Source organism: Undibacterium umbellatum (assembly GCF_014284125.1).
In the GTDB taxonomy this organism is placed as follows: domain Bacteria; phylum Pseudomonadota; class Gammaproteobacteria; order Burkholderiales; family Burkholderiaceae_D; genus Undibacterium; species Undibacterium umbellatum.
The window spans coordinates 1,299-27,413 of sequence record NZ_JACOFX010000024.1; the positions used below are offsets into that span (position 1 = coordinate 1,299).

Below are 26,115 nucleotides of genomic sequence, written 5' to 3' on the forward strand. Positions count from 1 at the left end.
CTAGTTGAAATCAGCTTGAACTGATTTAATTTCAGCAAGCGCTGTTTTTAATAATTGCTGTCTATCTTCGATTTTTTCTCGAATGTCAAAACTCTTCAAAGCCGGGCATTTTGCAAGAAGATGAATTCCAACATCCGTTATGGACGCATCCACAATGTAAATTTTTTCCGTATGTAAGAGCATTCCTAAGTCACACATTTTTCCGACAAATAGGTCATCAATATCTTCACCAACAAGCCAAATTTCTTCCGCACACTTCAGAGTAAAAAATTCTGATAAATCACGAACTGGAAACATCGGTGATTTACTAGCGATAATACTAAATGCATCGAAAAATCCTCGCCGACTACCAACTCCGCTCAGACGTCCATCATGTAAAAACTTCAAATAACCGTTAAAAGAATTACTCGTCGTGATGGTGCAGCAATTAATAACCCCTTCCCCATACCATTCATATATTTCGCAATAACCCGCCGAATGCTGTTCGTAACGCAACAAAACTCCATCGTTACTCCACAATGTATCTGAAATGACCTCTCCATCAATCAACAAAGCCTCACGCTCACAGTAATTCCCATCGAACGAGTAAGCAACTCCGCTGAAAGGTTTCTCGTCATAGCAAGGCATTTCATAATCCGACATACTAACTGTTAAATCAACATGAAGAAGGTCGCTTCGATCATCGAAATAGCGAGAGAGGTAGGGCATTTCTACCCTGCCATCTTGGACTATCCATGCGCAAATAGTGTCATCGTCATGTTTTTCATAAATCACGCCGGAGAATAGTTCTTCATCATGGTAAAACAAACCATTCTTATTAGTCATTGCATTTATAAGCATTCGTCTCATTGAAATAATTTCCTACCAGTAACAACATTAATTTTTGGCGGCAGAATTCCCCCGCAATTACTACACGCAAGAAATGGACCTCCTTGCATACCACTCCCGCTCGATTTCCCTAGTTTGTAAGTTACGACACTTATATCCCCATTCATCAAGGCGCCAGCCGGGTTCACTAGCTTGTTGTATAAATCATTTGCAGCTTGTACTTCTGCGTGTAGGCCCGGGACACCAGCTTGCTGTGCAAATACCTTTTCGCTGGACACATAATCTCGGATTTGTTGAGCAGTAAGACCATTTAGCTTTTGACCACTCCGTGCATAAGCATCACTCACACCGCTTATAAAGGCATCTGTATCCGAGATTGTATACTTTCCGTTCACACCAGCAACTCGCTGCACACCGGGGAATTCGCCCATAGCACTAGGAATATTTTGAAATCCTTCGCTCATGATACCTGCAGGTGCCGAACCAGCACGAGCATACGCAATCCCGCCTTTCCCGCCATTGGCTATAATGACACCCGCTTCACGAGAGACTTGCGACTCCATCCGAGCGACAAACACATTTGCCTGGCTAGCTTCCAAACCACCAATTCTCGGACCTATCTTCAGATCTGCACTTAACCCAGCCCTAATGGTGGCATCAAGCTCTGAACGCAATAAAGTAGTTTCACTATAAAGCGCTGTTTTAGCTGCAGTCCATGCTGGTGCAACAACACGCACACCAGCCCTTACTACCAAGCCACCAAATTCATTAACTATGCCATCTTGCAAACTTAATGCTTGTCGATAGTGCCAAGCCTCCGCATGAACGGGACTAAGAATTCCGCTTTTAGCAATTGGCGCCTGCCTCGCCCAAGCTTGGGGACCATTCGCAATAGCCACTCTTTGCTGCTCAAGGGCAATTAATTTTCTTTTCTCATTTATCCTTCGAGATGTCTCTTTGAAACTCCAATTCGGCATACTCATTTGCCAACTAACGTCGGTCGCATGCTCTTCATCCAGTGCTCTTATTTCATCAGGAGTCAATTTCTTGTGACTGATTTCAACAGTTTGCATTCCAGTTTGATACAACGTCGTCGTATCGCTACTTTTTATAAATGTGCCATTTACCTCTTTTGAAGTAGGCATGCCACTTTGTCCCGCTGCAGCGGGACCATCTACTATATATCTGAGCCATCGTTTTGAATTACCAAGATCAGAAGCCCACACTGCGCTCGCACTTCCTGTCGCACTTTGCACAGCAGGATTCAAAATATCATCTATAGATGGAACATTAACCTTTTCAAGCTCCCCAGGTTTAAAGAATGTTGTAGAAGGTTCTTTTATACGCGCCGCATAGATGCTGGTATTCTCATCCCGCAAGCTCTCCACAAGCGCATTGCCAAACGCATCCGTCAACACCCTCCCCGCATGCATCTTACCGCCGCTTACCAGGGTGGCCGTGATTCCTGTCGCAAAGCCTATTACTGTACGTTGGGTAATTTCTCGCCAGTCTTTGCTCATATTACCAAAGTCAGCAGTTTTGAACTCTTCTCCAACCCTCGCTCCAACGGCACTGCCAGCACCAGCAGCAGCCAGGCTAGTCCAGCTAAAGTCTTGTTGCAGGTTAATGGCAATTGCAACACCTTGGGTAATGACATTGCGCATCATGCCATTGAGTGCGGCATCAACGTAGGGATTCTTAACAAAGCTGATGTCGCCGGGCATGATGCCTGCGGTGATGGTACTTAAGGCGACGCTCTTCCAGTTGACTTTGTCTTGTTCGCCAGCGGCGACAGCCGCATATTGTCCGGCAGTGGCGGAGGCAGCAGCAATCGCCACCTTAAGATAAGGTGAAGTATATCCTTTTGTTGCTATTGCTAAAATAATCGCAACCGCAACAGTCACAATCGAGCCAACCATGCCACAACCATCCGGCCCCGCCGGCATCGGCATATTCGGCGTGGTATTACCAATGATCTCACCCGGGTTGTACGGCTTGAGGGTGTCGTTCCTGTTACCGCCTGCTACTTCGCGGGCGGGGATGAGGATTCTGCTGCCTTCCTGGAACTGGTCTGCAATGATGCCGTTGGCGTCAGCAATCAGGTACCACAGGGTAGCGTCACCCCAGACTGCTTTGGCGACGCTTTGCAGGGTGTCGCCCAGATGGGTGATGTAAATGCTGGGGCCGCTGCTGGAGAGGGCACTTTGATTGACATAGCTTTGGTTGATGGTGTCGCTGGCATAGTCTTTGCTGCTGGTGCCGATGATTTCACCATTGACCAGAAGGCTGTAGGTGTTGTTGCCTTTCAGCTCTTTGCGCAGGATGCGGCCTTCTGTGTCAACCAGCATGTTGCGGGCATTGACACCTGCTTTGGTTTCATCGTCACTGTCGGCGACACGGATGAGGTGGCCGTTGGCATCATATTTGTTGAAGGTGGACGCGTCTCCGCCTCCGCGGTTACCGGTGATGCTGCTGACCTGGTATTGGTCAAACTGGTCTTTGTTTTTGTAGTCGTATGTGACTGTGGTCGTGTTGTCCTGGGTGTATCTTTCAAGTCTGCCCGCAGCGTCATAATGGAAGGCGGTGCCGCTGTATCCCAGCCCGCCATCGGTGGTATGTACTTGCTGGAACTCGACCTGGTTGAGTTTGTCTTCGCGGTATTTGTAGATGGTGAAGTCGTCATTGACGCCTGCCTCCTGGAAGGCTTTTTTGAGGTTGTCGTCACCACGAATCTGGCCAATCAGGCTGTCACTGATGCCTGAACGGATGAGCTGGCTGTTGGCGTTGTAGTAGCGTTTGTCGATTTCAACGCCATCCCGTTTGACGGTATCAAGGCGACCTATGGCGTCGTAGCTATAAGTTTCGACCACATCGCCCATGGTAACGCCGGACATGACGACGGGGATGCCAAAGACGTTGGCTTTGGTACTGGTGATTTTTTTACCATAGCTGGTATCGCTGATACGACGGCCTTCAGCGTCGTAGCGGAACTCGTGACCCTGGCGGCCCAGGCCGCTGTCGGTACTGATGACCCCACCGACGTTGACACCATCAGCAACCAGTTGACGGTTCATGGCATCGTAGCTGTTCCAGGTGATTTTTTGGTGCTCTTCGCTCTTGACCACTTTGCCATCTGTTCCAATGATGTCGGTGACGTAGTAGCTGTCCACCATGGTGCGGTTGCCGTTGTTGTCATAGAGATATTTGAGTCCATAGCGGCCTGTCTCTACTTTGCTGAGCCTGCCCAGCTTGTCGTAGGACAGGTGGTTGTCTTGTAAGACTTCAAGATGCGTGTTGCGGATCTGGATGACGCTTTCTGTCAGGCGGTTGCCTGCAGCATCGTATTGATAGTAGGTGTTGGTGGTAGTGCCCACATCTTGTATGGTCAGTACCTGGCCTAACTGGTTGTAGCTGGTCCAGATGTCTTTTTTGTAGGCGCCTTCTCCGTATTCGTGCACTACCTGGTTGTAGTAGTTATAGGCATACAGGGTTTTGTGGCCACCCAGGTCTGTCCTGTCGACGAGACGGCCTGTGGCGATGTCGTAGAACCAGGTCTTTTGGCCGCCGATGGCATCGGTTTCGTTGACTTTGTGGTTGAGGGCATCGAAACGGCTGGTGGTCTGGGTGCCATTGCTGCTGGCGGTATGTGACTCGTTGTCGGCTTTGATGACGTTGCCGCGCAGGTCGTACCAGGTGCGCAGGATGCCGCCTGCTGCGTCTGTTGTCTGGATGCGACGGCCCAGTTCATCGTATTGATAGCTGATGCTGAGTTGTTGTGGAACAACGCTCTCTGGATTGAACACACCACCGTCTTTTGTCAAATCGGTAGATTGATAAACCTTGACTGCACCAGTCTGTGTCTGCGAGCTGACACGGCCCATGGCATCATATTTAAACGTGGTCTGGTAGCCAGTGGCATCGGTATAGGATGTTCTCTCACCAAAACCATTGTAGTCCTGGCGGGCGACATGGCCATCTGCGCGGTGCTCTTCGAGCACGTGGCCGCTGGCATCGAGGACATTGTAGCTGATGTAGCCGTTGGCATCCATGCCACCAATTCTTTGGCCGAGGCTGTTATAGGCTTCAGTAATTTTTGCGCCATCGACGCGGGTGGTTTCTATCAGGCGGTTGTCGCTGTCATAGTGGTAGCTGGTCTGCAGTTTGGGATCGCGTACATCGGTGGCGCTGAGGACATTGCCCCAGCGATCACTGGTCTGGATGATGCTGTTGTGACCAACTGGCGCGACTGGCGTGCCGTTACTGCCATTGTTGATGTTGAGGGTAGGCACCCAGCTGATATCGGCGGCTTTCTGTATTAACGTTTTTCGGCCAATATCGCCCATGGCCTGGAGTGCGGCCAGGTCAGCTTCGATCGCCAGGCCCGCTGCGACAGAAGCGGCGCTGCGCAGTTCATTGAGGATTTGTTGGTCTGCCGATCCTGTGCTTGCCAGTTTATTTTGCTCAAGCACAGCCAGGTGGTTCAAAGCCAGGGAGGTTTTTTCGGCAAAAGCTTTTTGATTGAGCCTGAATTGCAGCTGGGTAGCAGCATCGATACTGCTGCTGCCAGCACTGTTTTGTACATCATACAGAATGGCGGTAATTACTTCTGCTCTTGATTGTGTATCAAGCTGCTTCACCCAGTGCGCCAAACCTGCTGCGTCGGGCAATTGGCCAAATGCATTGCTGTAAATATATTTGACGAAGTCTCTATTGTCGACAAGCTTGTAGGGTTCAAGCCTGTGTTCAGTATCGCCACTGATGATGTTTTGTACAAACGCAACACGCTCAGCCAGTGGTGCAGTGACGGCTGGTACACGTTCAGACCAGTAATCAAATCCTTTGAGGTCAGCTTCGATACCAAACATCATGATGAACAGGCTGGCCACCTGGCTACGTGCATAAACAGCCGGGGACGTGCTGAGAGCAGCGTGAATGCCTGCTGCCGCGTTGTCGGCTGTGACTTGAGCAAAGAGTGTACGGGCAACGTCTGCCGAGTCGCCTTTCATGGTTAATGCATAGGTCAGGCCGACGGCAGTTTTGTTGGCAAGCAGGGTCTGGCGATTGGCTACCGCCAGGTCGCTGGAGGTGGCAGACAAGGTCTCGGAAAGAATTTCGACCGCGACCTGACCACGGGTTTTAAACTGCAAGTCATTTATATGGCCCTGAAGGCGAACATTATCGACACTACCGAGGTTGCGATAAAGGGTGTTGACGAAGCCTGCATTGTCAAGACCGGGTGGCATGTCGAGGGGAGCTGCGCCGAGCAACATCTGCTGCGCCATACGGTTCAGGTCGTTACTTGTTGCGTGACTACTCCAATATTCCAGTCCGGATGCTTCTGGTGCACGGTTAAACATCAAGGCAAACAACTGCGCGATGTTCTTTTGCAAGCCGCTTGCAGCCACGGTCGGTGCTGTACCCATGCCAAATACATAGCTTGCATTTTTCTGGGCGGCAGTCGCAGCACTGTTGGCCAACTCAAATGCCTTTTGTGCATCGGCCAGACTCAGGCCGACAGGTCCAACGACATGACTACGGATGTAGTCGATATTGACCTGGTCGACGATCTGGAAGCTGTTGATGAGTCCTATCAATTTTTGATCAAACACTCTGCGGCTGGCAAAGGCGACCGGTACAGTGCTGGTTGCCCCTACCAGGCCAGCAATAACCTGACGCAAGACATTTCCCTGTCCGGCTACGTTCCCGCTCTGTCTGGCGACGTCGAGCTGAGCAGCCCACATGGCTTCGCCTCCATACGGATCAGGCGAGCTACGTTCCAAAGCATTGCGATAGATGTTTTGCATCAGGGTCAGGCTGCTACTGGAATCAAGCCCAAGTGTTGCATCGTGATACATCTCACCAGCAATGCCGTCTAAAGTGATCTGACTTTTGTTGAGTTTGTCGCCCCAGGCGCATATTTTGAACACAATATCAGGCGAAGCATACTGGCTGTTTGTCAACAGCAAGTAGACCCTCAACACTTCAGCCAGGTTGTTGGCAGACAGGGTTGGTGTCGCGACATTACCCGTCCCCGCAGGACCGGCTTTTTCTACTAAATCCTTATAGACTTGCAATGCGATGCGAGCGTCCTCTGCAGTTTTGGGTACGGCGGCCAATGCTTTGTTGTATCGTTCCTGCACATTGCTCACCGCACGCGCCACACCCTGACTGACCTTGCCATTGAAGTTATCGCGCGTCGCCAGGAACAAGGCATCTGGTGCAGGATTGTTGAGCACACTGAACAGTAATGCGTTGAAGGCCATGCCTTGTGATTGCGCTGGCCACTTTGCCAGCTCATTAACCCAGAACTGAACGCCTGCCGTATCGTTGTCACTGCGATTAAGACTGTTGGTATAGATATTACTAAACAATACGCTTGGATTGAGTTTATCCAGACCACCATTTGAATAATATACATTGGAGTCGTGATACATGCTGGTAGCGATGTCAGTCAAAGACATGTTTTCTTCCAAACGCTTGATCCAGTAAGCAAGACCAGCCGAATCAGGATCGGTACGGTTGAACATCAACACATACAATTGCAGGATGCTGTTCAAATGTGCCGGGTTAGCGTTTCTAATTGTCGCCAGGTCTCTGGTCGCATCGGACAGGAGCGGCTCAGCCTGATCTGCCAGCCCTTTCTTGATGGAATAGTCTGTCCACGCATTGCCAAGATCGTTAATCACGTTGCCTGAAACTGGTGTGCTGTTTCCAGTTGGCTTCAGACTATTGAGATAGTCCTGGTTTTGCTGCACCAGACCCGTCGCCTTCGTATATGTTTTAACGGCAGTGTCGTAGGCTTCTTTCACTCCCGTTTTTGCTCGTGCGGCTGCTTCGTATTTATTAACCGCATCCTCATAGTCAGAGTTGGCTTGTGTTGCCTTTGGTGTATTGTTCAGCGTATAGGTTGCACTTTCCAAATTCGAGCGCGCTGTGACCAGGCTGGCGTTGGCCAGCCCCAACGCCGCAGTAGCCTTGCGCACATCGCTCAGTCTGTCTGCAAGGTACATCGTGCTGGCATACATGACTTCATTGACGTTGCTCTGCAAATAACCTAAACCTGAATACGGATTGTTACCTGATTCACCCATCAAGCCGACATAAAAAGCATAAATCTGGTCTGACTTGTCACGATCAGACGATGCCTTGCTGACTGCATCGGACCAGTAAGCGACGCTTTTCGCGCCAATACTCTCCGCGTCATACGTAGGATAAGACAGAGACCGCTGATAGATTCTTTCAAAAAAATTCTTGGGCGTATCCGCATAGGGACGGTATGTGGGATCGTAGTACATCGCATGAATGACATCCTTGACGGAACGCCCACGCAATTCAAGTTCTTCCTGCCAAAATTTTACGCGAGCCAAATCAGGTGAAGTGATCCCAAAGATGAGATTGAATAACTGGAAAATGACGACCCGATTGCTATTGATGGGTGCGTTGACCCTATCCAGGGCAGCGCTTGCATTAATTTGTGCTGTTTCGGCGAGCCCCGCCGCAGTTGATGCGTCATCACGGTCCTTGACTTTGGCATAGTAGTCGTTAGCCGCTGCCGTATAACTGGCATTGGCAACTCTTGCGATTTCATACAGTCTCGCACTTTCACCTTCCAGGCGATTGATGTTGTCGACTGCATCTTGTAAGTCTTTGCCTTTGCGTTCCTTATCCGATTGCGCTATGCCTGCAGCGATGGTGGCCTCGGTGAGCATTTGCTCCGCCTTGACAATCAGCGCCTGGTTTGCAATGGAATTATCGATTTTTACAGCGGCAATCGCAAACTCCATGGCGCTTTTTGCTGATTGAAGTTGCACCTGTGCCTGACTGAGCGTTATCTCGGCAGTCGTTACGCCTTCACTGAATGCTTTCAGGTCGGCTTTGGCTTTTTCCAGATCAGCATTGACTTTGCTGGAATCGGCCATGCTTGATTGTGCCTGAGCCCGGGCATAGGCAAGGCCTGCAGCACTTGCCTCTAGTGCGACGGTGGCCGCCGCCAATTGGGTGTTCGCAGCTGCTAGTTTCGCCGCCAGCATTACAGCATCACTGGCAGCAGCTCCAGCCTTTGCCTGATTCAATGCCAGGCTGGCACTCATGGATTTCAGGTCTTTTTCAACGGCAGACAATGCAAGTGCGGCTTCCTTCTCTTCACCACCACCCAATACGACAAAGTTCATGCCGGTAGCCGTCTTGAGGGTAAACACTTGTCTTGCATACGCACTGAAACTGGCAGAACCGGATGGATTGACCAGGTCATTGATCATGAGTTCCAGTACTTCACCTCGGCCCGCAGCGCCAGCCTGTCCCACTGCATTCAGTTTTTTTACCCATTCATTGCTGTCAGTGACTGAGGCAGCATCGCCACCAAGGGTCTCGACGTAGATTTTTCTGACCAGCTCCAGGTTGCTGACTGTAGAAAATTTATCAGTCCAGATTGCATTGGCAATGACACTAAAACTGATATTGCTATCAAGATTGCTTTGCTGCAGCCAGTATTTATAACCTTTGGGGTCTGGTGCGCGGTTGAACAGCATGACGTATAAACGTGTCAGGTTCAGTTGTTTGTTTTGCGTCGCATCGAGTTTGGCAAATACTGCATTGATCGCCGTCAACGTGTCTGTTGCCGTGACCAGGGCATTGATCGTGGCAGCCTCCTTGTCATCTGTGAGGCTAAAGGAGTTGGCATACAGCATGCCGACATTGACACGGTTGTTGAATAACTGCTGTGCCTGGCGCCAGCCGAAATCGCTTTTTGTATTGCCAACAATGTCATCGATAAGCTCAAGGATAGCTGTTGCTTTTTGTGCTGAAGTCGTTGCAGCATTCAATTTATCCAGGAAGCCTGATTTTGCGGATGACTCTTTCCAGTTCAAAACCGTGTCAAAGATCGTATCGGCAATGTCCTTATTTGACTTTCCGGCCAGGGGACTTTGATCCAGAATATTCGCAGCAGCTGCATTGATGTTATACAACTTGCCCATCAATCCGTCGGCGTAATATTTAAAACCACCATATTCTGGACTGCGGTTTTGCAGCAAGACGTATAGACGTGTCAATTGCAAGCGAGCCTGGGCATCGGTAACAAGCGTGCCCACGCTGGCAGAAGCCAGGGCTGCGGTCGTATCAGTTGCGGAAACCTGTGTCAGGATAGCAGCCGCTACAGCAATGTCGCGGCCTTTCAACTCGCCGCCATAGGTTAATGCTACCGACACCTTATTATTAAATAGCTTGGTTGACGTGACTATCTCTGCCACGTCACCTGCATAGGCTACCGTACCACGGATAATATCGGCCACGACACTGCCATGGGCATTGGTAGCTCCACTATTCCATTGCGCTAACCAGTAAGCCTTGCCAGCATCATCAATTTCACGCTTAAGCGCGTCTTTGTAGATGAGATTGAGTACCGCTTCGCCAGACAGTGTACTCAATTCAGGACGGCCCAATATGTATTGCGCCATCTGGTCTAGCGTGTTGTTGGCGAGCGATTTAGTTAAATCAACCAGTTCACTGTCAGTTGGTGCACGGCCCAGCAATGCAACATACAACTGGGCTATTTTGATACGTTCAGAGCCATATCCAACGGTCATGTTGCCGCTGCTATGAGAAACCACTACGCCATTTTGGTAGTAGTCAACTTCATATTCGTAGATACCTTCTGCGAGGGCAGTGGTGTTGCCAGGTATTGGGCCAACATTGGCATCCTTACCATCCAATGGATTGAAAATGTAATTGCTGCCGAAGTTGGTCACCTTACCAATAGACCAGTTGGCATTGCCACTCACGCGGTAACGGAAAACCGGCTTTGTATTGAGGTCTATCGGCGCAGCGATATTGATGACAGCATTGATGGAATTACTTTGCGTGGCACCGAGCTTGTTGACCTGGACCCAATGACCTGTCGCATCTTTTTTGCTGATAACAATTTCAGTGACATACTTTTGTGTAGGAATACCCCAGTCTTTGGCATTATTCCAGAAAAAATCTACTTCGCCCTTGGCTTGCAGCGCTTCGTAGACTTTCTCAACAGTACCCATGGTTGGCGGTACACCATTCACACCTAATTTGGTCTGGAACTTAACACTGATTTTGACATCGCCATATCCCCAGCTGGACATATCCGGCATGGTGATGCGCAAACTATTGTAGCCAGTAAATGTACTGCCAGTCGGTGAACTGCCACTCACGTTGCCAGTACCATTTTTGAGCTCGTTAGGATCATGTCTACCGTCGTTACCACTGCTGCCACTGGCACTACCGTTATCTATCGTTCCATTGACAAAAAAGCTGAGCGGAGAACTTTGTGCGCTGACTTCCAGTTTGTTGCTGTTACCGACATTGGGGAGCTGTTTTTCAATGACATGACCTAAATGGTCGTAACGTGTGACAGAAGAGGTGAAATTCCCGTCTGTTTGTATGTGACTTGCCACAGCTTTGGCATCAGCCAGACTTCTCAGATCAATAGTGCCACTGGTGACTTGTACTGTATTGCGTCCTTCCTGGTCGACCAGCATGACTTTGGTGATACCACCACTGGTAGTGCGCCACAAGTGACCTTCATTGTCGTATTCATTGAGCAATGTGGTGGCACCGTTGACGGTTTGTTTTTGCAACTCACCAAAGGCATTGTATTCATAGCGGGTTTCTGTGGTGTCACTGCTACCAGCAACACCAAGCTCTACGGTGCGTATCAATTTACCGGCAGCATCGTATTCCATGCTGAGCATGGCGCTACTGTCAGAATTGCCGACCACCTGGCCATTGATGTCAGTCACTTTGCGTTGCTGGGCGACCAGATTGCCACTGGCATCGTAAGACTGGTGGCTGCGCTTGTTTGCGGCATCGACACTGTCAGTCACTTTGCCAAAGGCATTGTATTGCGCATAGCTCTTGCGCTCGTCTTTGTCTGACGCGCCTGCAGTGACGACAGTCGCGGTTTGCCATACTATTTGCTGGCTGGCATTACTGAGAACCAAATTGCCGTCATCCTGCAAGCGCAGCACCACGCCACTGCCGCGAGTAGCCGATTGCCACAGCGTCGAACCTGCATGGTAGAGCGCCAGATTGCCATCTGTCTGTACCGCCAAACCTGTGCTGCCTGAAGGAGCACGTGTGCCACTTTGCCAGATGATGCCAGGCGCACTTTCGTTGCCTTGCTCGCGGTCATACATGACGAGATTGCCATCAGTTTGCATGACGAGCTGGAAACGACCATTGGCAGAGTACAGCGCCTGGTTTTCGAGCAAGTTTTGCCCGGCGTTCATGCTACCCATGTACACCATCAATGGATTGCCAGACTTGCTACCTTGCTTCATCTCGGTTTGCGTGGTCACGACTGCATTGCCATAGGCATCACGCTTGTAGACTGTGTAGATGGCGGTATTGCCGGTGCCGCTACCACTGGACGTGGTAGTGGCGACGCGGCCAAGCATGTCATAGGTGATGGCGCTGGTGCGCGTGATCAGGCCAATGTTGCTGATGCCTGAGCTTGCACGACCACTGTCAATTTCTTGCTCCGTCTTGGATACCAGGTTTCCTAGTTGATCATAGCCGAACTGTGTTTTGACGGACCCGCGTACATTGGAGTCTGTGCGATTAACGTGGCTGAGCTGGGCAAATTCAACATTGAGCCTGGTTTCGGTGGTTTTACGATTAATGAGGTCATATTCGTAACGGACTCCGCGATCACTTGCGCCACTGAGGAGGGAGATATCTGCCACTGGCAAGCCGGATTCGCTGCCTGTCCAATTGCTTGCGAGGTGGGCATAAGACGTCGCAAATTCGATATGGGAGACGACGTTGCCATAAGCATCGAACTGCTGGCGGGTCAGGTAGTTTTCTGCATCGAGTATGGCAACTTGCTGGCCGCGCTGGTTATAGGCATAACGGGTGGTAGCAATATCAACGCCCGCTTGCAAGAGCGCACCATTGGCATCATAGACATTGCGGCCAACTGCGGCGCTGCTGAGTTCACCAAAGGCATTGTAGGTATTGCTGGTGACCTTGGCCTGGTATTCATAATGCGTACCGTCCGATCCATAAAATACGGATTCAGTCACCACTGCTGCCTGGCCGAGCTGGTTGTACTGGGTCTTGATCTGGCGGTCTTTGGCACTGGTGAGTGGCACTATTTGTGCAAGTGTCGGCGCTGTTTCGCTGCTGGTGTCGCGCTTGTCGTTGGCGTAGCGTATGAGGGTTTCGACTTCACCAAAGGCATTGCGTTTGTATTCTGTCAGGTAACCATTGGCGTCGATGTCGAATCTGACACGTCCCAGTTGGTCATAGACTTTGTAGCTGCGCTTGCCTGCCACATCGAGGTTGCTGACAGCATTGCCCAATGCGTCATAGGTGACGCGGGTAGTCAGTTGTTTACCAGTGATGGTGATACCGGTGCTGCTGTCAGTAACATCAACCGGTGGGTAGGTAACAACAACCTGGCGTCCGAGTGCGTCATAGGTGTAGTCAGTTCGTCTTTGCTGGGCGCTGTTGCTTGCTTCTATACGGGCGGTGAGATTGCCGACCGCGTCATAAACAAAGCGGGTTTCCAGCGCAAACATGGCGCTGCTGGAGGACTTGGCACCGTTTCTAAGATCAATACTGGCAACTTCAACTGCCGGAGCTGTTTCTGTTTCCAGGCGACCAGCGGCATCGTAGGTATAAGTCCAGGTCGCGCCTTTTTTATTGGTGAAGCTTTCCTTTTGACCAAGGCTGTTGTAGGTAAAGCTTTCGGTAAAGCCCATTGCATCCGTGCTCTTGAGCAAATGACCGGCGTGGTCATACTCATAGGCGCTGGTGCGGTCTTTTGCAGAGGTATTGACTGCGGCCTGGATGGCAGCTAAGGCGCTGTCACTGACGCTGATTGCCTGGTCAAATTGGGTCGTTGACTTAAGGTGGGTGCCTTCATAGACGTTTTTGGTGACATAACCTTGTGCATCAACGCTATAAACCAGACGATTGGCTGCATCGTAGGCGCGGCGTTCCGTGCGGTCTTGCTGGGCATTGGCTTGCACCTGGCTCAGATAGGTTTGTGACGTGGCACCAACAGCCAAGCTGGCTGTGCTGATGCGGTTGGCATAGGCTGTGGTACTTGTGACGTTACCATTGCCGTCATAGACATGGGACATGACACTGCCATCTGCCGCAATGCTGACCGTCAAACGATTCATGCCGTCATAGGCGAACCATTGTGTGCGGTCATTGGCAGGGTTAATGCCGTCGCCACTGGTTTTCTTGACGACGTTGTTGTTGCCGTCATACACATAGCTGACGACACCACCGAGGGCGTCGACGGTACTGGTGACGCGACCATCTTTGTCGTAGTAATTGGTGTTGAATCTGTCTTGCGCTGTTTCTGCCGGGATCAGTGCTTCCAGCGCGGCGCGCGTTGGCTGCGCGCTCAGGCCTGTGAGGTTGACTGTAGTGGCGTAGCGGCGGACGGATTTGACACGGCCGTTTTCATCATAGACTGTGCGTTGCATGCCACCGGCAGCATCCAGCACCAGTACCTGGCGGTCTTCGCTGTCATAGGCGAAGCGGGTGACTTTGTTGAGGGCATCGGTTGTGCTGATGACATTGTTGTTGGCGTCGTACTGGTAGCTGCGGGTCAGTGTGGTGCCGGTATATTCTTCTATGCGACGGCCCAGTTTGTCGAAGACATAGCGTTGTACCAGGTCTTGCGTTTCGCCCTTTTGCGTGACTTTGAGGGTTTTGCCGCGTTTGTCGTAATCGTACTCGGTGACCAGTTTCAAGCCATCAGGATCAACGGTTTGTTTGATCAACTGGCCTTTGAGGTCGTATTCGAGTTTGGTTTTGACCTTGTTCGGGTCAGTGATCTCGATTTGCTGGCCTTTGGCATCGTAGGCGTACTTGGTCACCAGAGGTGCACTGCCTGCGATGGTCAGGGTTTTACTGGTCAGGCGGTTGGCGTCGTCGTAGGTGTAGGTGGTTTTGTTGCCGTTGGCGTCTGTGCTTTCTTTGAGTAAGCCGGCGTTATCGTAGACGTTTAACGTGGAGAAGTTATTTTTACCATCGGACGTACTTTTAAACTTTAGATTGCCATCTCTGTCATAGACAATGGAAGTTGTATTACCTTTGCCATCGGTCGATGCGATCACTTGACCATACGAATTGGTCGTCGTTAAGACGATACTTCCTTCAGCACTGGTCTGCTTCGTCTCAGAAAGGAGTGCAGTGTTTTTATAGGAATACGTAGAGACATTGCCTTTGGCATCAGTCAACGTCAATGTTTGATTGAAAGCGTTATAGCTCGTTTTATTGCTGTGGCCACTTGCCTGATCGGTGACTTCCACTGCGCGTCCCAGACGATCAAATATTTGAGTCGTTACATTTCCGTTGGCATCGACAGTGCGATAGGCCCGGCCAAAGGCATCATAGTCAGTATGAACTATTTGCTTGATGCCGTTGGCATCCTGAGTTGTTTCGGTAACCTGACCAAGCTTGTTGTAACTGGTTTTAGTGATCAGGTTTTCAGTATCAGTGATGGCACTGGTGATACTGGTGCGCTCACCAAATTGGTCATAACTGTAATAGGTGACGCTGCCGTTAGCATCTGTCATGCTCTCCACGCGGCCGTCCAGATCATAGTTCAGATGCTGGGCACTATCGAGCTGGTTATTCGCGATGGCGGCAAGACTTTGGATCAGCGATGAGGGAGCCAAACCGCCAGTCAAACTACTAACATTCGTCAGACGAGTACCATATGTAATGGTATCGGTCAGTTGCCCCAGATGATTATAACGACTTTCTTTAACTTCACCGAGAGCATTAATGGTATGTGTTAAATGACCCGCCTGATCGTAGTAAAACAGGCTGCGATGACCGTTCTGATCTGTGCTACTGGTGCGGCGGTTGGCGGAGTCGTAGGTGTGGCTGACACCATAATTTTGCCAGGCAGTCGCCTCAGAAATTGCTCCAGTATTGAGCTGCCAGCCACCGATACTGGACATCTCGCCAATTACCCGTCCATATTGATCATACTTCAGGTTTACGAATCTGCTTTGCGCAGTACCAAGATTAAGTTTTTGTCGAACGAGTAAGCCAGTGTTGTCGTCATAAAATGAAGTAGTTATTGAGCCATTGGCAGCAATGGTATTTTTGGTACGACCAAGAGCATCATAAGTTTGTTGCGTGATCAAGTCCGCTGTTGCATCTGCGATCGGTCTTATGGTTTCCCATGGAGCATTTGTGCTTACATTGCTTACCTTATTGCTGTAGCGTGTCGTCTGCGTCAGTTGTCCACTCAAATTGTAGTGGTATTCAGTTGCATAGCCTTCTGCATTGGCAGACCCGATCAACTGGTTCTCTGCATTGTAGAAGTTGTAGCTGACCGCATCCTGAGACGGATTTTGGGTGATGAGCCCGCTCAGCAAGCTGTTGACTTGTGCATTCTTGTTCTGCGTCGCATAAGCTATCGTCACTGTTTGACGACCTGCGCTGTCGTAGCGGTATTCAACTATCCCGCCTTCTGCATCCACCGTGCCAATTAACTTCTGGTCCTGGTCATAGTAGCGGTAGCTACTGCGGTCTTTGCTGTCTGCTGCGACTTGTACGTCTTGTGCTGTCGCATTGACGCCTACGCTGGACGGATTGAGGGTGTTGGCGCGCTGTATCGTGGCAACCAGTTTGCCTGCGGCGTTGTATTGCAGTTCGGTGACTTCACCCAGCGGGCTGATGGTCTTGGCGACTCTTCCCAGGTTGTCGTACAGGGTGCGGACGATCATGTCGCTGGCGCTGGCGGTGACAGGAATGACGCTGACGTTGGCGGGCGCTGATACATTGCCAGTCTGGACTACCTGGCCTTTGAGTTGCTGGAACTGGACATCTGTCAGTGCATTGGCACGGGCAATGGTCTGGACGCGTTGGCCCAGAACATTGTAGATGTATTGGGTAACTTCGCCTTTGCCATTGACATCGGCCTGGAGGTTGCCTGCGGCATCGTAGATGTGCAGTTGTTCTACCCCTGTCGGGTCTTTGGCGTAGACCAAGCGGCCCAGGGCATCATAACCGTAGCTGGTGGTGAGTTCTCCACCGAGGGTGCTGCTAAGCAAGTGACCCTGGTTGTCGTAGACTTGGGTGTCGATGCGGCCACTGGCATTGTGCTGGACGATTTTGTGGTTGGCGTCGTCGTATTCGGTAAAGCTGGTCTTTTGCAGTGCATCGGTGGTGCTGGTCTGGCGGCCCAGACCGTCGTAGGTGTAGCTGGTCTGGTTATTGAGCGCATCAACCGTCATCAACAGGTTGCCTGCGACATCATAGGTGAAACGGGTGATGCTTTCTTTGCCGTCAGCTACGCCTGTGCCATCAGCATTGATCTTGGCATAGGTGGTGGTGGTGCTGAGCTGGCCACGGGTGTTGTAGCTGTAGTCGCTGCGGGTGGTGTTGCTTTGGACCTGGGAGGTGCTCCAGCTTTGCAGTTGGCCCAGTGTCAGTGGGTCGTTCGTTTCTAGTCCGGCTACGGGGTAGCTGGCGTTGGTGTAGTGGATGTCGGCTGTCTTTTGGCCTGCGCTGTCATAGCGTTGTTCGCTGACTGTGCCAGTAGTACTGATCTGGAAGCGTAACTGGCCGGGCAGGCCGTAGACGAAGCGGGTGCTTTGTGAGCCTGTGGACTGGTTGGCACCTGCTGCCGGGGTCAGGGTGCTGAGGATGAGGTCGCCATTGGCGTCGTAGGTGTTGTCTGTGCGGTTACCGGCGGCATCTGTCTTGGTCAGCAGGTGACCGGCAGTGTCGTAGGTGTAGCTGGTTGCATTGCCTTGCGCATCTGTCAAACTGGCGATATTGCCGTAGGCATCATAGCCGTAGCGCAGGGTTTGGGTCTGGCCGTTGGCTGCGGGTGCGGTGATGCTGTCGAAGCGTTTGTCTGCGGTGAGGGTGTAGACGGTGACATTGCCAAAGGCGTCGGTGACTTTGGTTTGGCGGTTGACGGTGTCGTAGTCGAATTTGGTCACCTTGTTGTAGGCATCGGTGATGCTGGCAACGCGGGCTTCGCCATCTACGGTAACGTAGGTAAATTTCTGGTAGCTGCCATCGGTCTGGGTGATGCTGTCGATGAGATTGCCAGTTCCCACATAGGTGTAGCTGGTGATGTAGACTTTACCATCGGTAATACTGCTGTCTTCCGGGCTCAGGTCGAGCAGGACCTGGCTCAGGCGGTTCTGGGTATCGTAGGTGTAGCGGGTGTTGCTGGTGACTTTGCCATCGGCGGCGACAATGCGTTCCTGGCTCAGGTTGTTGCCTGTGTAGATAAATTCTACTGCTTCGCCATTGGCGTTGGTGATCTTGGACAGCAGGTCGCCGTTGTAGGTATAGCTGGTGACATTGCCGCTGGTGTCGCTGGCTGTGGCCAGCTTCCACGTGCCATTGTTGCCCTGGTAGGTTTCTGTCTGGTGGCTCACTGTGTCTGTCCACGTCCAGGTCGTACCATCACTGCTGAGAGTGTCGAAGCTGCCGCTGCCTTGCGTTGCGACATAGAGTTGGCGGGTGCTGTCATAAGTGTATTTGACAACGCTGGCATCCTGGCCAGCACGATAGACGGAACTACCGGCTTTGTTCAACTCTCCATTTAGTGCCGCTACACGGCGATAACCATTGAGCCACCACGCATCTCTATTGTCGTCACTCAGCTTGCCTTGGCTGTTGTACGTCCTCAATATCGATGTATCATTTCCAAGTCCAGACAGCAAAGCATCTGCATCTCGCAACACCAGATTACCTGTCGCCAGATTAACTGCTGCTATCTCACCATTCTTGCCTGCTGCTATATTTAGCAGGGACAGATTTTGCTGGCTGGCCGCATAAACACTGTCATCGAAAATGACGACAGTGCCATTTGCAGTTACAGCAGTAATGGTCTTGAGCGTACCAGCGCTATCGTAATTGTATGTAGAAACTTCGCCTTGCTTATTTGTGACATTGGCTATTTGACCAACTGCATTATAGGTATAAGTTTCAGTTTTACCTTGGGTGTCAACAATGGTTTGTAAACGACCTGCATTGTCGTAATTGCTCACATTGCCGGATTTATCCGTTGTACTTAATAACTGATTATTTTTGTCGTAGGTCTTACTTTCAATATTTCCCTGCGCATCAATTTTTCCAGTCGTTTGTGTTAATACATTACTCAACGTATCGTAAGTGTATGCTGAATAAACTGCTCCAACTTTTGTGGCGTAGCCAATCGTTTGACCCAGGTTATTGTATGTGTATGTTTCTGTCTTACCTTGAGCATCAGTATTACTTAAACTATGGGCAAGCAAATTACCTGCTTTATCATAGGCATAAGTAATGACAACGCCATTTTTATCGGTATAACTAATCTTTTGACCCAGGCTATTGTAAGTGTAACTTTCGGCTTTCCCTTGATAGTCAGTAACGCTTATTAGACGACCAGCTTTGTCGTAAACATAGCTGGTCAATTTGTCTTTGCTTCCATCCGCACTAATGCCATTTTTAATGGTCGAATAATTGCTGTCAGAAACGCTAATGGCGTTAGCATATAGCACTGTTTGCTTGAGATGCAGGCCATCATAGATATTTTGAGTAACCAAACCTTGCGCATCTACAGTGTAGACCAGACGATTAGCTTCATCATACGCACGACGTTCAGTGTGATCCAAAACGCTCTTTTTGCTATTCATCAAACTGAGAACAGCGTCAGCCCTCGCACCTAGAGCCACACTTTGGACATTGATGTGATTAGCATAGCTTGTGGTAGCTGTCAGATTACCGACTTTGTCGTATGCATACCCAGTTACGGCACCATCCGCAGCGATCTTAAAGCCCAGGCGGCCAGTTGGTTCATAAGCATAAGACTCGACTTTATCCTGAACCGCGATTGGCAATGTTGCGGTACTCAATGCCGCCATCGGTGGCACGGTGACTTTAGTCGCATACTGAATAGTGCGAACAACATGACCTTCCGTATCATAGGCATAGCTTGTTGCATCACCAAGCGCATTCACTTCAACCGCCAAATGCCCATCATTGTCATAATAACGATAGAAGATTTGATCATTCGCGCTGGCTGCTGGAATCAAGGCATTCAAGGCCGCTTTGTCAGCAGCAACACCGATACTAGTTGTATCAATAGCGACAGCATAACGATGCAACTGGCTGATACGACCATCAGGATCGTAGGCGGTGGTAGTCACACCACCGGCAGCATCAATACTGATTATCTGACGATTCTGGCTATCATATGCGTAGTGGGTAAGGTTGCCATTGGTGTCTGTCACGCTAATGACATTGTTGTTGGCATCATAAGCGTATTTGCGGCTTGTGGTGATGCCATCATCTGATGACTCGCTAATGCGGCGGCCCAAAGCATCATAGGTATAGCTTTGTACCAATGAAGCATCCTTGCCATTACCCCTCTGCGTAACTTTGAGAGTTTTGCCCGCCTCGTCGTAGCTGTATTCGGTTACAAGATGCAAACCATCTGGGTCAACAATGCTTTGCAGCAGTTGGCCTTTGTGGTCATAGACCAGTTTGGTGACTTTGTTATCGGCATCGGTGATTTCAACCTGGCGGCCGAAAGCATCATATTTGTAGCTGGTGACCAGGGTTTGACCGCCCGCCATGGCCAGGGTTTTGCTGGTCAGGCGATTAGCATCATCGTAAGCATATGTTGTGACGTTGCCGTTTTCGTCTGTGCTTTGCGTCAAACGATCAGACTTGTCGTAGGTGTTTGCAATTGTACTGATTCCATTGACTACCGTACGATTATAGGTAAGTAAATTACCGTCATAATCATAAGTCATGAAGTCACTATTCGCCTCCGAATAATCATGCCTTTGGATATCGCCGACACGATTTATATAGATTTGTCCACGAACTTGGAAAGCTACTGAAACGATAGCTGTCTTATCACCATTCCTTGAATCTAAATACCAATAGCTTGTAAGAACCCCGCGTGCATCCGTTTGTGTAAAAATTCTGCCAAATGCATCGTATTTTGAAGTGGTAGCACTACCAGTTGCCATATCCTTGACTTCAACAACACGGCCTAAACGGTCAAACTGCTGCTGCGTCACATTGCCCATGGCATCAACTGTACGCCAGGCGCGGGCAAAAGCATCATAGTCAGTGCGTACTGCCTGATGCAGGTTGGCCGTATCACGTATGGTGTCTGTTACGGCACCGCGTTTGTCGTAGCGCAATTCAGTATCGACGTGCTTGGCGTCGGTAATTTTGACTTGTTCACCAAATTGATTATAGGTATATGTCGTGATCTGACGATTCGCATCGGTCATGGTGATCACACGACCATCGAGGTCATAGCTATAACTGCTGCGAATGTCATTCGTCTGATCAGCGATCGCCTGGATTTTTTGCGTGAAGTCAGCTGTTTGCAATCCACCTGAGAGCCCACTCAAGCCTGTCAGACGTGTCGCATACTGGACATTATCAGTCAATTGTCCCAAATGGTTGTAACGCTGTTCCGTTACCTCACCCAATGCATTGACGGTGAAGGTCAGATGTCCTGCATTGTCATAATAATACAGCGTACGGCGACCATTTTGATCTTTGCTGCTGGTACGGCGATTACCGGCATCGTAGGTATAAGCAGTGCCATAATCTTTCCAAATCTGGCTGATCGTCACTGGATCAGTCGTATTGCGCAACAGCTCACTACCATTTCCTTTCACCGTCGCAACAACTCTTCCAAATTTGTCATAAGCGGTGTCTTGAGTACGGCGCAAAGCAGCGCGGCTATCAACGATGCCGCTTGAAATCAACAGACCTGTTTGACTATCAAAAATGTTTTTGGTTTTTGTGGTGAAATTATCATTCCTATATTCACCAACAAACGTCTCAGTAGTTTCCAGCCGTCCTAACTTATCAAAAGTTTGCTTAACGGTTTGTCTAGATGGGTCGATATACTGCGGACGTATTTGATCCCAGGTACCTGATAAATTATAGCCTCCCGAGAGATCGCCGTTATAGGTAGTCTTTTGCGTTATATTCCCTGCCAAGTCATATTTAAATTCTGTCGGTGTTCCTTGCGGGTCTATGTAAGCGATAACACGATCACTGGCATCATAAAAATAAAAATCTACTACGTCTTTACTACTATTCGTAGTGATCAGGCTCGAAAATTTACTGTCTACCTTGGCATTCTGGTTTTTTGCTGCATAAGCGACTACTACTCTAAGGCGATCAGCATTATCATAAAGGTATCCAACAATGCCACCTTCTGCATCAGCCTTTCCTATGAGTTTCTGATCCTGATCGTAGTAACAATAGCTGATACGGTCATTGACCGCGTCAGCAGCGACTGCTACATCCTGAGCTTTATCATCAATGCTTATCGTAGACGGATTAAGGGTGTTAGCTCGCTGGATGGTAGCAACTAGTTTGCCCGCAGCGTTATATTGGAAATCCGTCACTTCGCCGAGCGGACTGATAGATTTACCTATACGACCAAGACTGTCGTACAAGGTGCGGCTGATCATGTCGCTACCGCTGGCAGTGACTGGGATATTGTTGACGATGGCGGCTGCTGTACTCGCCACACCTTCTTGCACTAACTGCGCTTTGATCTGTTGGAACTGACTGGACGTCAGGGCATTGGCACGGGCAATGGTCTGGATTTTTTGACCCAGGTTGTTATAGACATATTGGGTGACTTCGCCTTGTCCGTTAATATCTGCCTGGATATTACCTGCGGGGTCATAGATGTGCAGTTGCTCTACGCCACTTGGGTCTCTGGAATATACCTGGCGACCAAGTGCATCATAGCGGTATTCTGTCGTCAGCTCCCCACCTAGACTGCTGCTCAGTAAATGCCCGCGGCTGTCAAACAACTGAGTGTCGATACGGCCGCTGGCGTTATGTAGAATAACTTTGTGATTGGCATCATCATATTCAGTATAGCTGGTCTTTTGCAGTGCATCAGTGGTGCTCAATACGCGCCCCAGACCATCGTAGGTAAAGCTCGTCTGGTTGTTCTTGCCATCTATGCTGAACAGGAGCTTACCGCTGACATCATAGCTGTATTGCGTAATACTTTCTGTACCATCTTTAATGCCTTGCCCATCGCTGCCGATTTTTCCATAGGTGGTAATACTGTTGACTTGCCCGCGGCTGTTGTAACCATAGTCCTTGCGAGTAGTAATATCTTGTGCTTGAGAGCTGCTCCAGTTTTGCATCTGATCAAGGCTGGGGCTGAGCAAGCCATTACCGTATTTGACATTGGTAAAGTGAACTTCGGTTATTTTTTGGCCATTGCTGTCAAAGCGCTGTTCAATAACGTTGCCGGTAGCGTTGATCTGGAAGCGCAGATTGTGTTGTGCGTCATAGACGTAGCGTGTTGTCTGCGGACCACTCAATTGTTTTCCATCTGCTGTCAGTGCGCTATACAGGGTGCTGGTGAGCAGGTCATTGTTACCGTTGTAGGTATTTTCTACACGATTACCCTGGGCGTCTGTTTTGGTCAGCAGATTGCCAGATGCATCATAGGTAAAACTCGTGACATTGTTTTGGGCATCTGTGATGCTGGCTAAGTTACCTGCAGCATCATAGGTGTAGCGGGTGGTCGCTGTCTGGCCATTGGCTGCGGGCGCAATAACGGTGTCAAAGCGCTTGTCAGCATTGGTGATATAGGTGCTGACATTGCCAAAGGCATCGGTGACTGTGGTCTGGCGATTGACTGTGTCGTAATCGAATTTAGTGACATTGTTATAGACATCGGTGATGCTGGCAATACGGGATTCGCCATTGACTGTGACGTAGCTGAATTTTTGGTAGCTGCCGTCGGTCTGGGTGATACTTTCGAGGAGATTACCTCCACCAACATAGGTATAGGTTGTCGCATAGACTTTACCATCTGCGATGCTGGCATCATCAGGACTCAAGTCGAGCAATACCTGATTCAGGCGATTCTGCGCATCGTAGCGGTAATTGGTGTTGCTGGTGACTTTGCCATCGGCAGCAACAATTCGTTCTTGCGTAAGGTTGTTGTCTGTATAAATAAACTCTACAGCTTCCCCATTGGCGTTGGTAATCCTGGACAATAAATCACCGCTGTAGGTATATGTGGTCTTCAGCCCATTCAAATCGCACGCTATCGCGAGTTTCCAAGTATAGCCATTATCGCCCTGATAGGTTTCAGTCCGTTGGCTCCCCGCCTGTTTCCAGGTCCAGCTACTACCGTCACTGCTCAGTGTATCGAAGCTGCCGCTGCCCTGAGCTGCCACATACAATTGACGGTTAAGGTCGTAATTATATTTGACGACAGTGCCATCCTGGCCGACTCTATACACAGAACTGCCGGCTTTATTCAGATCTCCAGTCAACGCTGCTACACAACGGTATCCATTGAGCCACCATGCATCTCCATTGTCGTCACTCAGGCGGCCTTGGCTGTTGTACGATCTCAATATCGACACATCATCACCAAGACCTGACAATAAGGCATCCGCATCTCGCAACACAAGGTTCCCTGTTGCCAGATCAACTGATGTTATCTCTCCATTCTTGCCTTTACCTGTATTGACCAAAGACAGGTTTTGGTGACCACTCCTGTAAGCACCATAATCAAAAGTATTACTTACTCCATTTGATAAAGTACTGATTACTTTCAGGAGCGCACCTGCTGCGTCGTAAATATAGCTCCAAGTATCTCCATTTTTATTGGTGTAACTGGTTTTTTGACCCTGGACGTTATATATGTAGCTTTCAGTTTTACCTTGTGTATCCGTAGACGAAAGCAAACGACCTTCAATGTCATAGTTATAAAGAGTAGTATTTCCTGAACTATCTTTGAAGCTTAAGAGAGTGCCATTTTTATCATACGTTTTAGCGTCTCCATTGCCAGAAGTTACAAGACTGCCAGACAAATTTCCTACTTGATCAAAAATATAACTGACCAGCTTATCTTTGACAACGTCGACTTTGATAGCATTTTTAATACTGGCAAGATCACTATTACTGATATTGATGACATTGGCATATTGCACTGTTTGCTTGAGGTGCAAGCCTTCGTAGATATTTTGTGTAACATTACCTTTTGCATCGACAATATAAATAAGACGATTAGCCTCGTCATAAGCACGGCGCTCAATACGATCTGTTGCACTTTTTTTGTTTTGCATAAAAAAAGTAACAACATCAGCCTTGGTACCAACAGTCACATCATTGACACTTATCTTGTTAGTAAAGATAGTCGTCGCAGTCAGATTTCCTGCTTTATCGTACGTATATCCAGTAACACTTCCATCTATACTAATTTTGAAACCAAGACGCCCGGTGACATCGTAGGAATAGGAATCGACAAGATCGAGTACATTGACAGGAACAAGGCTCAAACTAAAATCTACAGGCGGCGGAAGCGTAATTTTGGTCGCAAACTGTGTGTTACGTACAATACGGCCTGCTCCATCGTATGCATGAGAAATGACTTCTCCAAGTGCACTTACCTCGAAGGTCATGCGACCATCCTTATCATAATATCGATAAGATACTTGATCATTAGTGCTTGAAGGCGGAATCAAGGCAAGTAAAGTCGCGCTGTCAGCCGCACTACCAATAGTTGTTACGTCAATCGCCGTGGCATAGTGACGTATCTGGGAAATACGCCCATTTAAATCATATACTGTGCTGGTTACACTTCCTGAGACATCAATACCGAGTATTTGCCGATTCTGGCTGTCATACGCAAAGTGGGTAACATGAGCTTGTGCATCAGTAACGCTGATAACATTGTTGTTGGCATCATATTGATATTTGCGACTGACAGTCAGTCCACCATCCTGGGATTCGGTTATGCGGCGGCCTAGAGAATCATAAGCATAGGTTTGCATTGACTTGACGACATTGTCACGATCCTTTTGGGTGATCTTTAGAGTTTTGCCAGTTTCGTCGTAACTATATTCTGTGACTAAATTTAAGCCATTTGGATCAACGATAGTTTGCAATAATTGGCCGTTGTGGTCGTACACCAACCTGGTGGTTTTATTTTCTGGATCAGTAGTTTCAATCTGGCGACCAAGTGCATCATATTTATAGGTGGTAACCAACGGCTGACCATTCGCTATTTCCAAGGTTTTACTCAGCAAGCGGTTAACATCGTCGTATGTGTAAGTCGTTTTATTGCCGTTTTCATCGGTACTTAGAATTAGGCGATCAGACTTATCAAAAGTCTTATTTGTGAAATACGATCCATTGTATTTAGTGATTTCATTACCATCTTTATCGTATACGTAGCTCAAATATGGGCCGTCTGCTTTATTTTGAGATGATTTTTCACCAGTACGAAGAAAACCCTCTGATGATACA

At 49.3% G+C, this 26,115-nt stretch carries 2 protein-coding genes (1 of these 2 cut by a window edge); both read right to left on the minus strand.

The features are described 5' to 3' along the window. Positions 1–849 carry a hypothetical protein gene (locus H8L47_RS26320; protein ID WP_186956805.1) on the minus strand — a complete coding sequence of 283 codons (849 nt, stop codon included), beginning with the start codon at positions 847–849 and terminating at the stop codon, positions 1–3. Further along, positions 846–26,115, minus strand: the 3' portion of a protein-coding gene (locus H8L47_RS26325) for a DUF4214 domain-containing protein (protein ID WP_186956806.1). 3,734 nt of this gene lie beyond the right edge of the window; only the last 25,270 of its 29,004 coding nucleotides appear in the window; the start codon falls outside the window, past its right edge; it ends in the stop codon at positions 846–848. Before H8L47_RS26325 ends, H8L47_RS26320 begins: the two co-directional genes overlap by 4 nt.

Coding starts and splice junctions, on each gene's coding strand:
- H8L47_RS26320 (WP_186956805.1), bottom strand. CDS start 849: ATGAGACGAATGCTTATAAATGCAATGACTAATAAGAATGGTTTGTTT.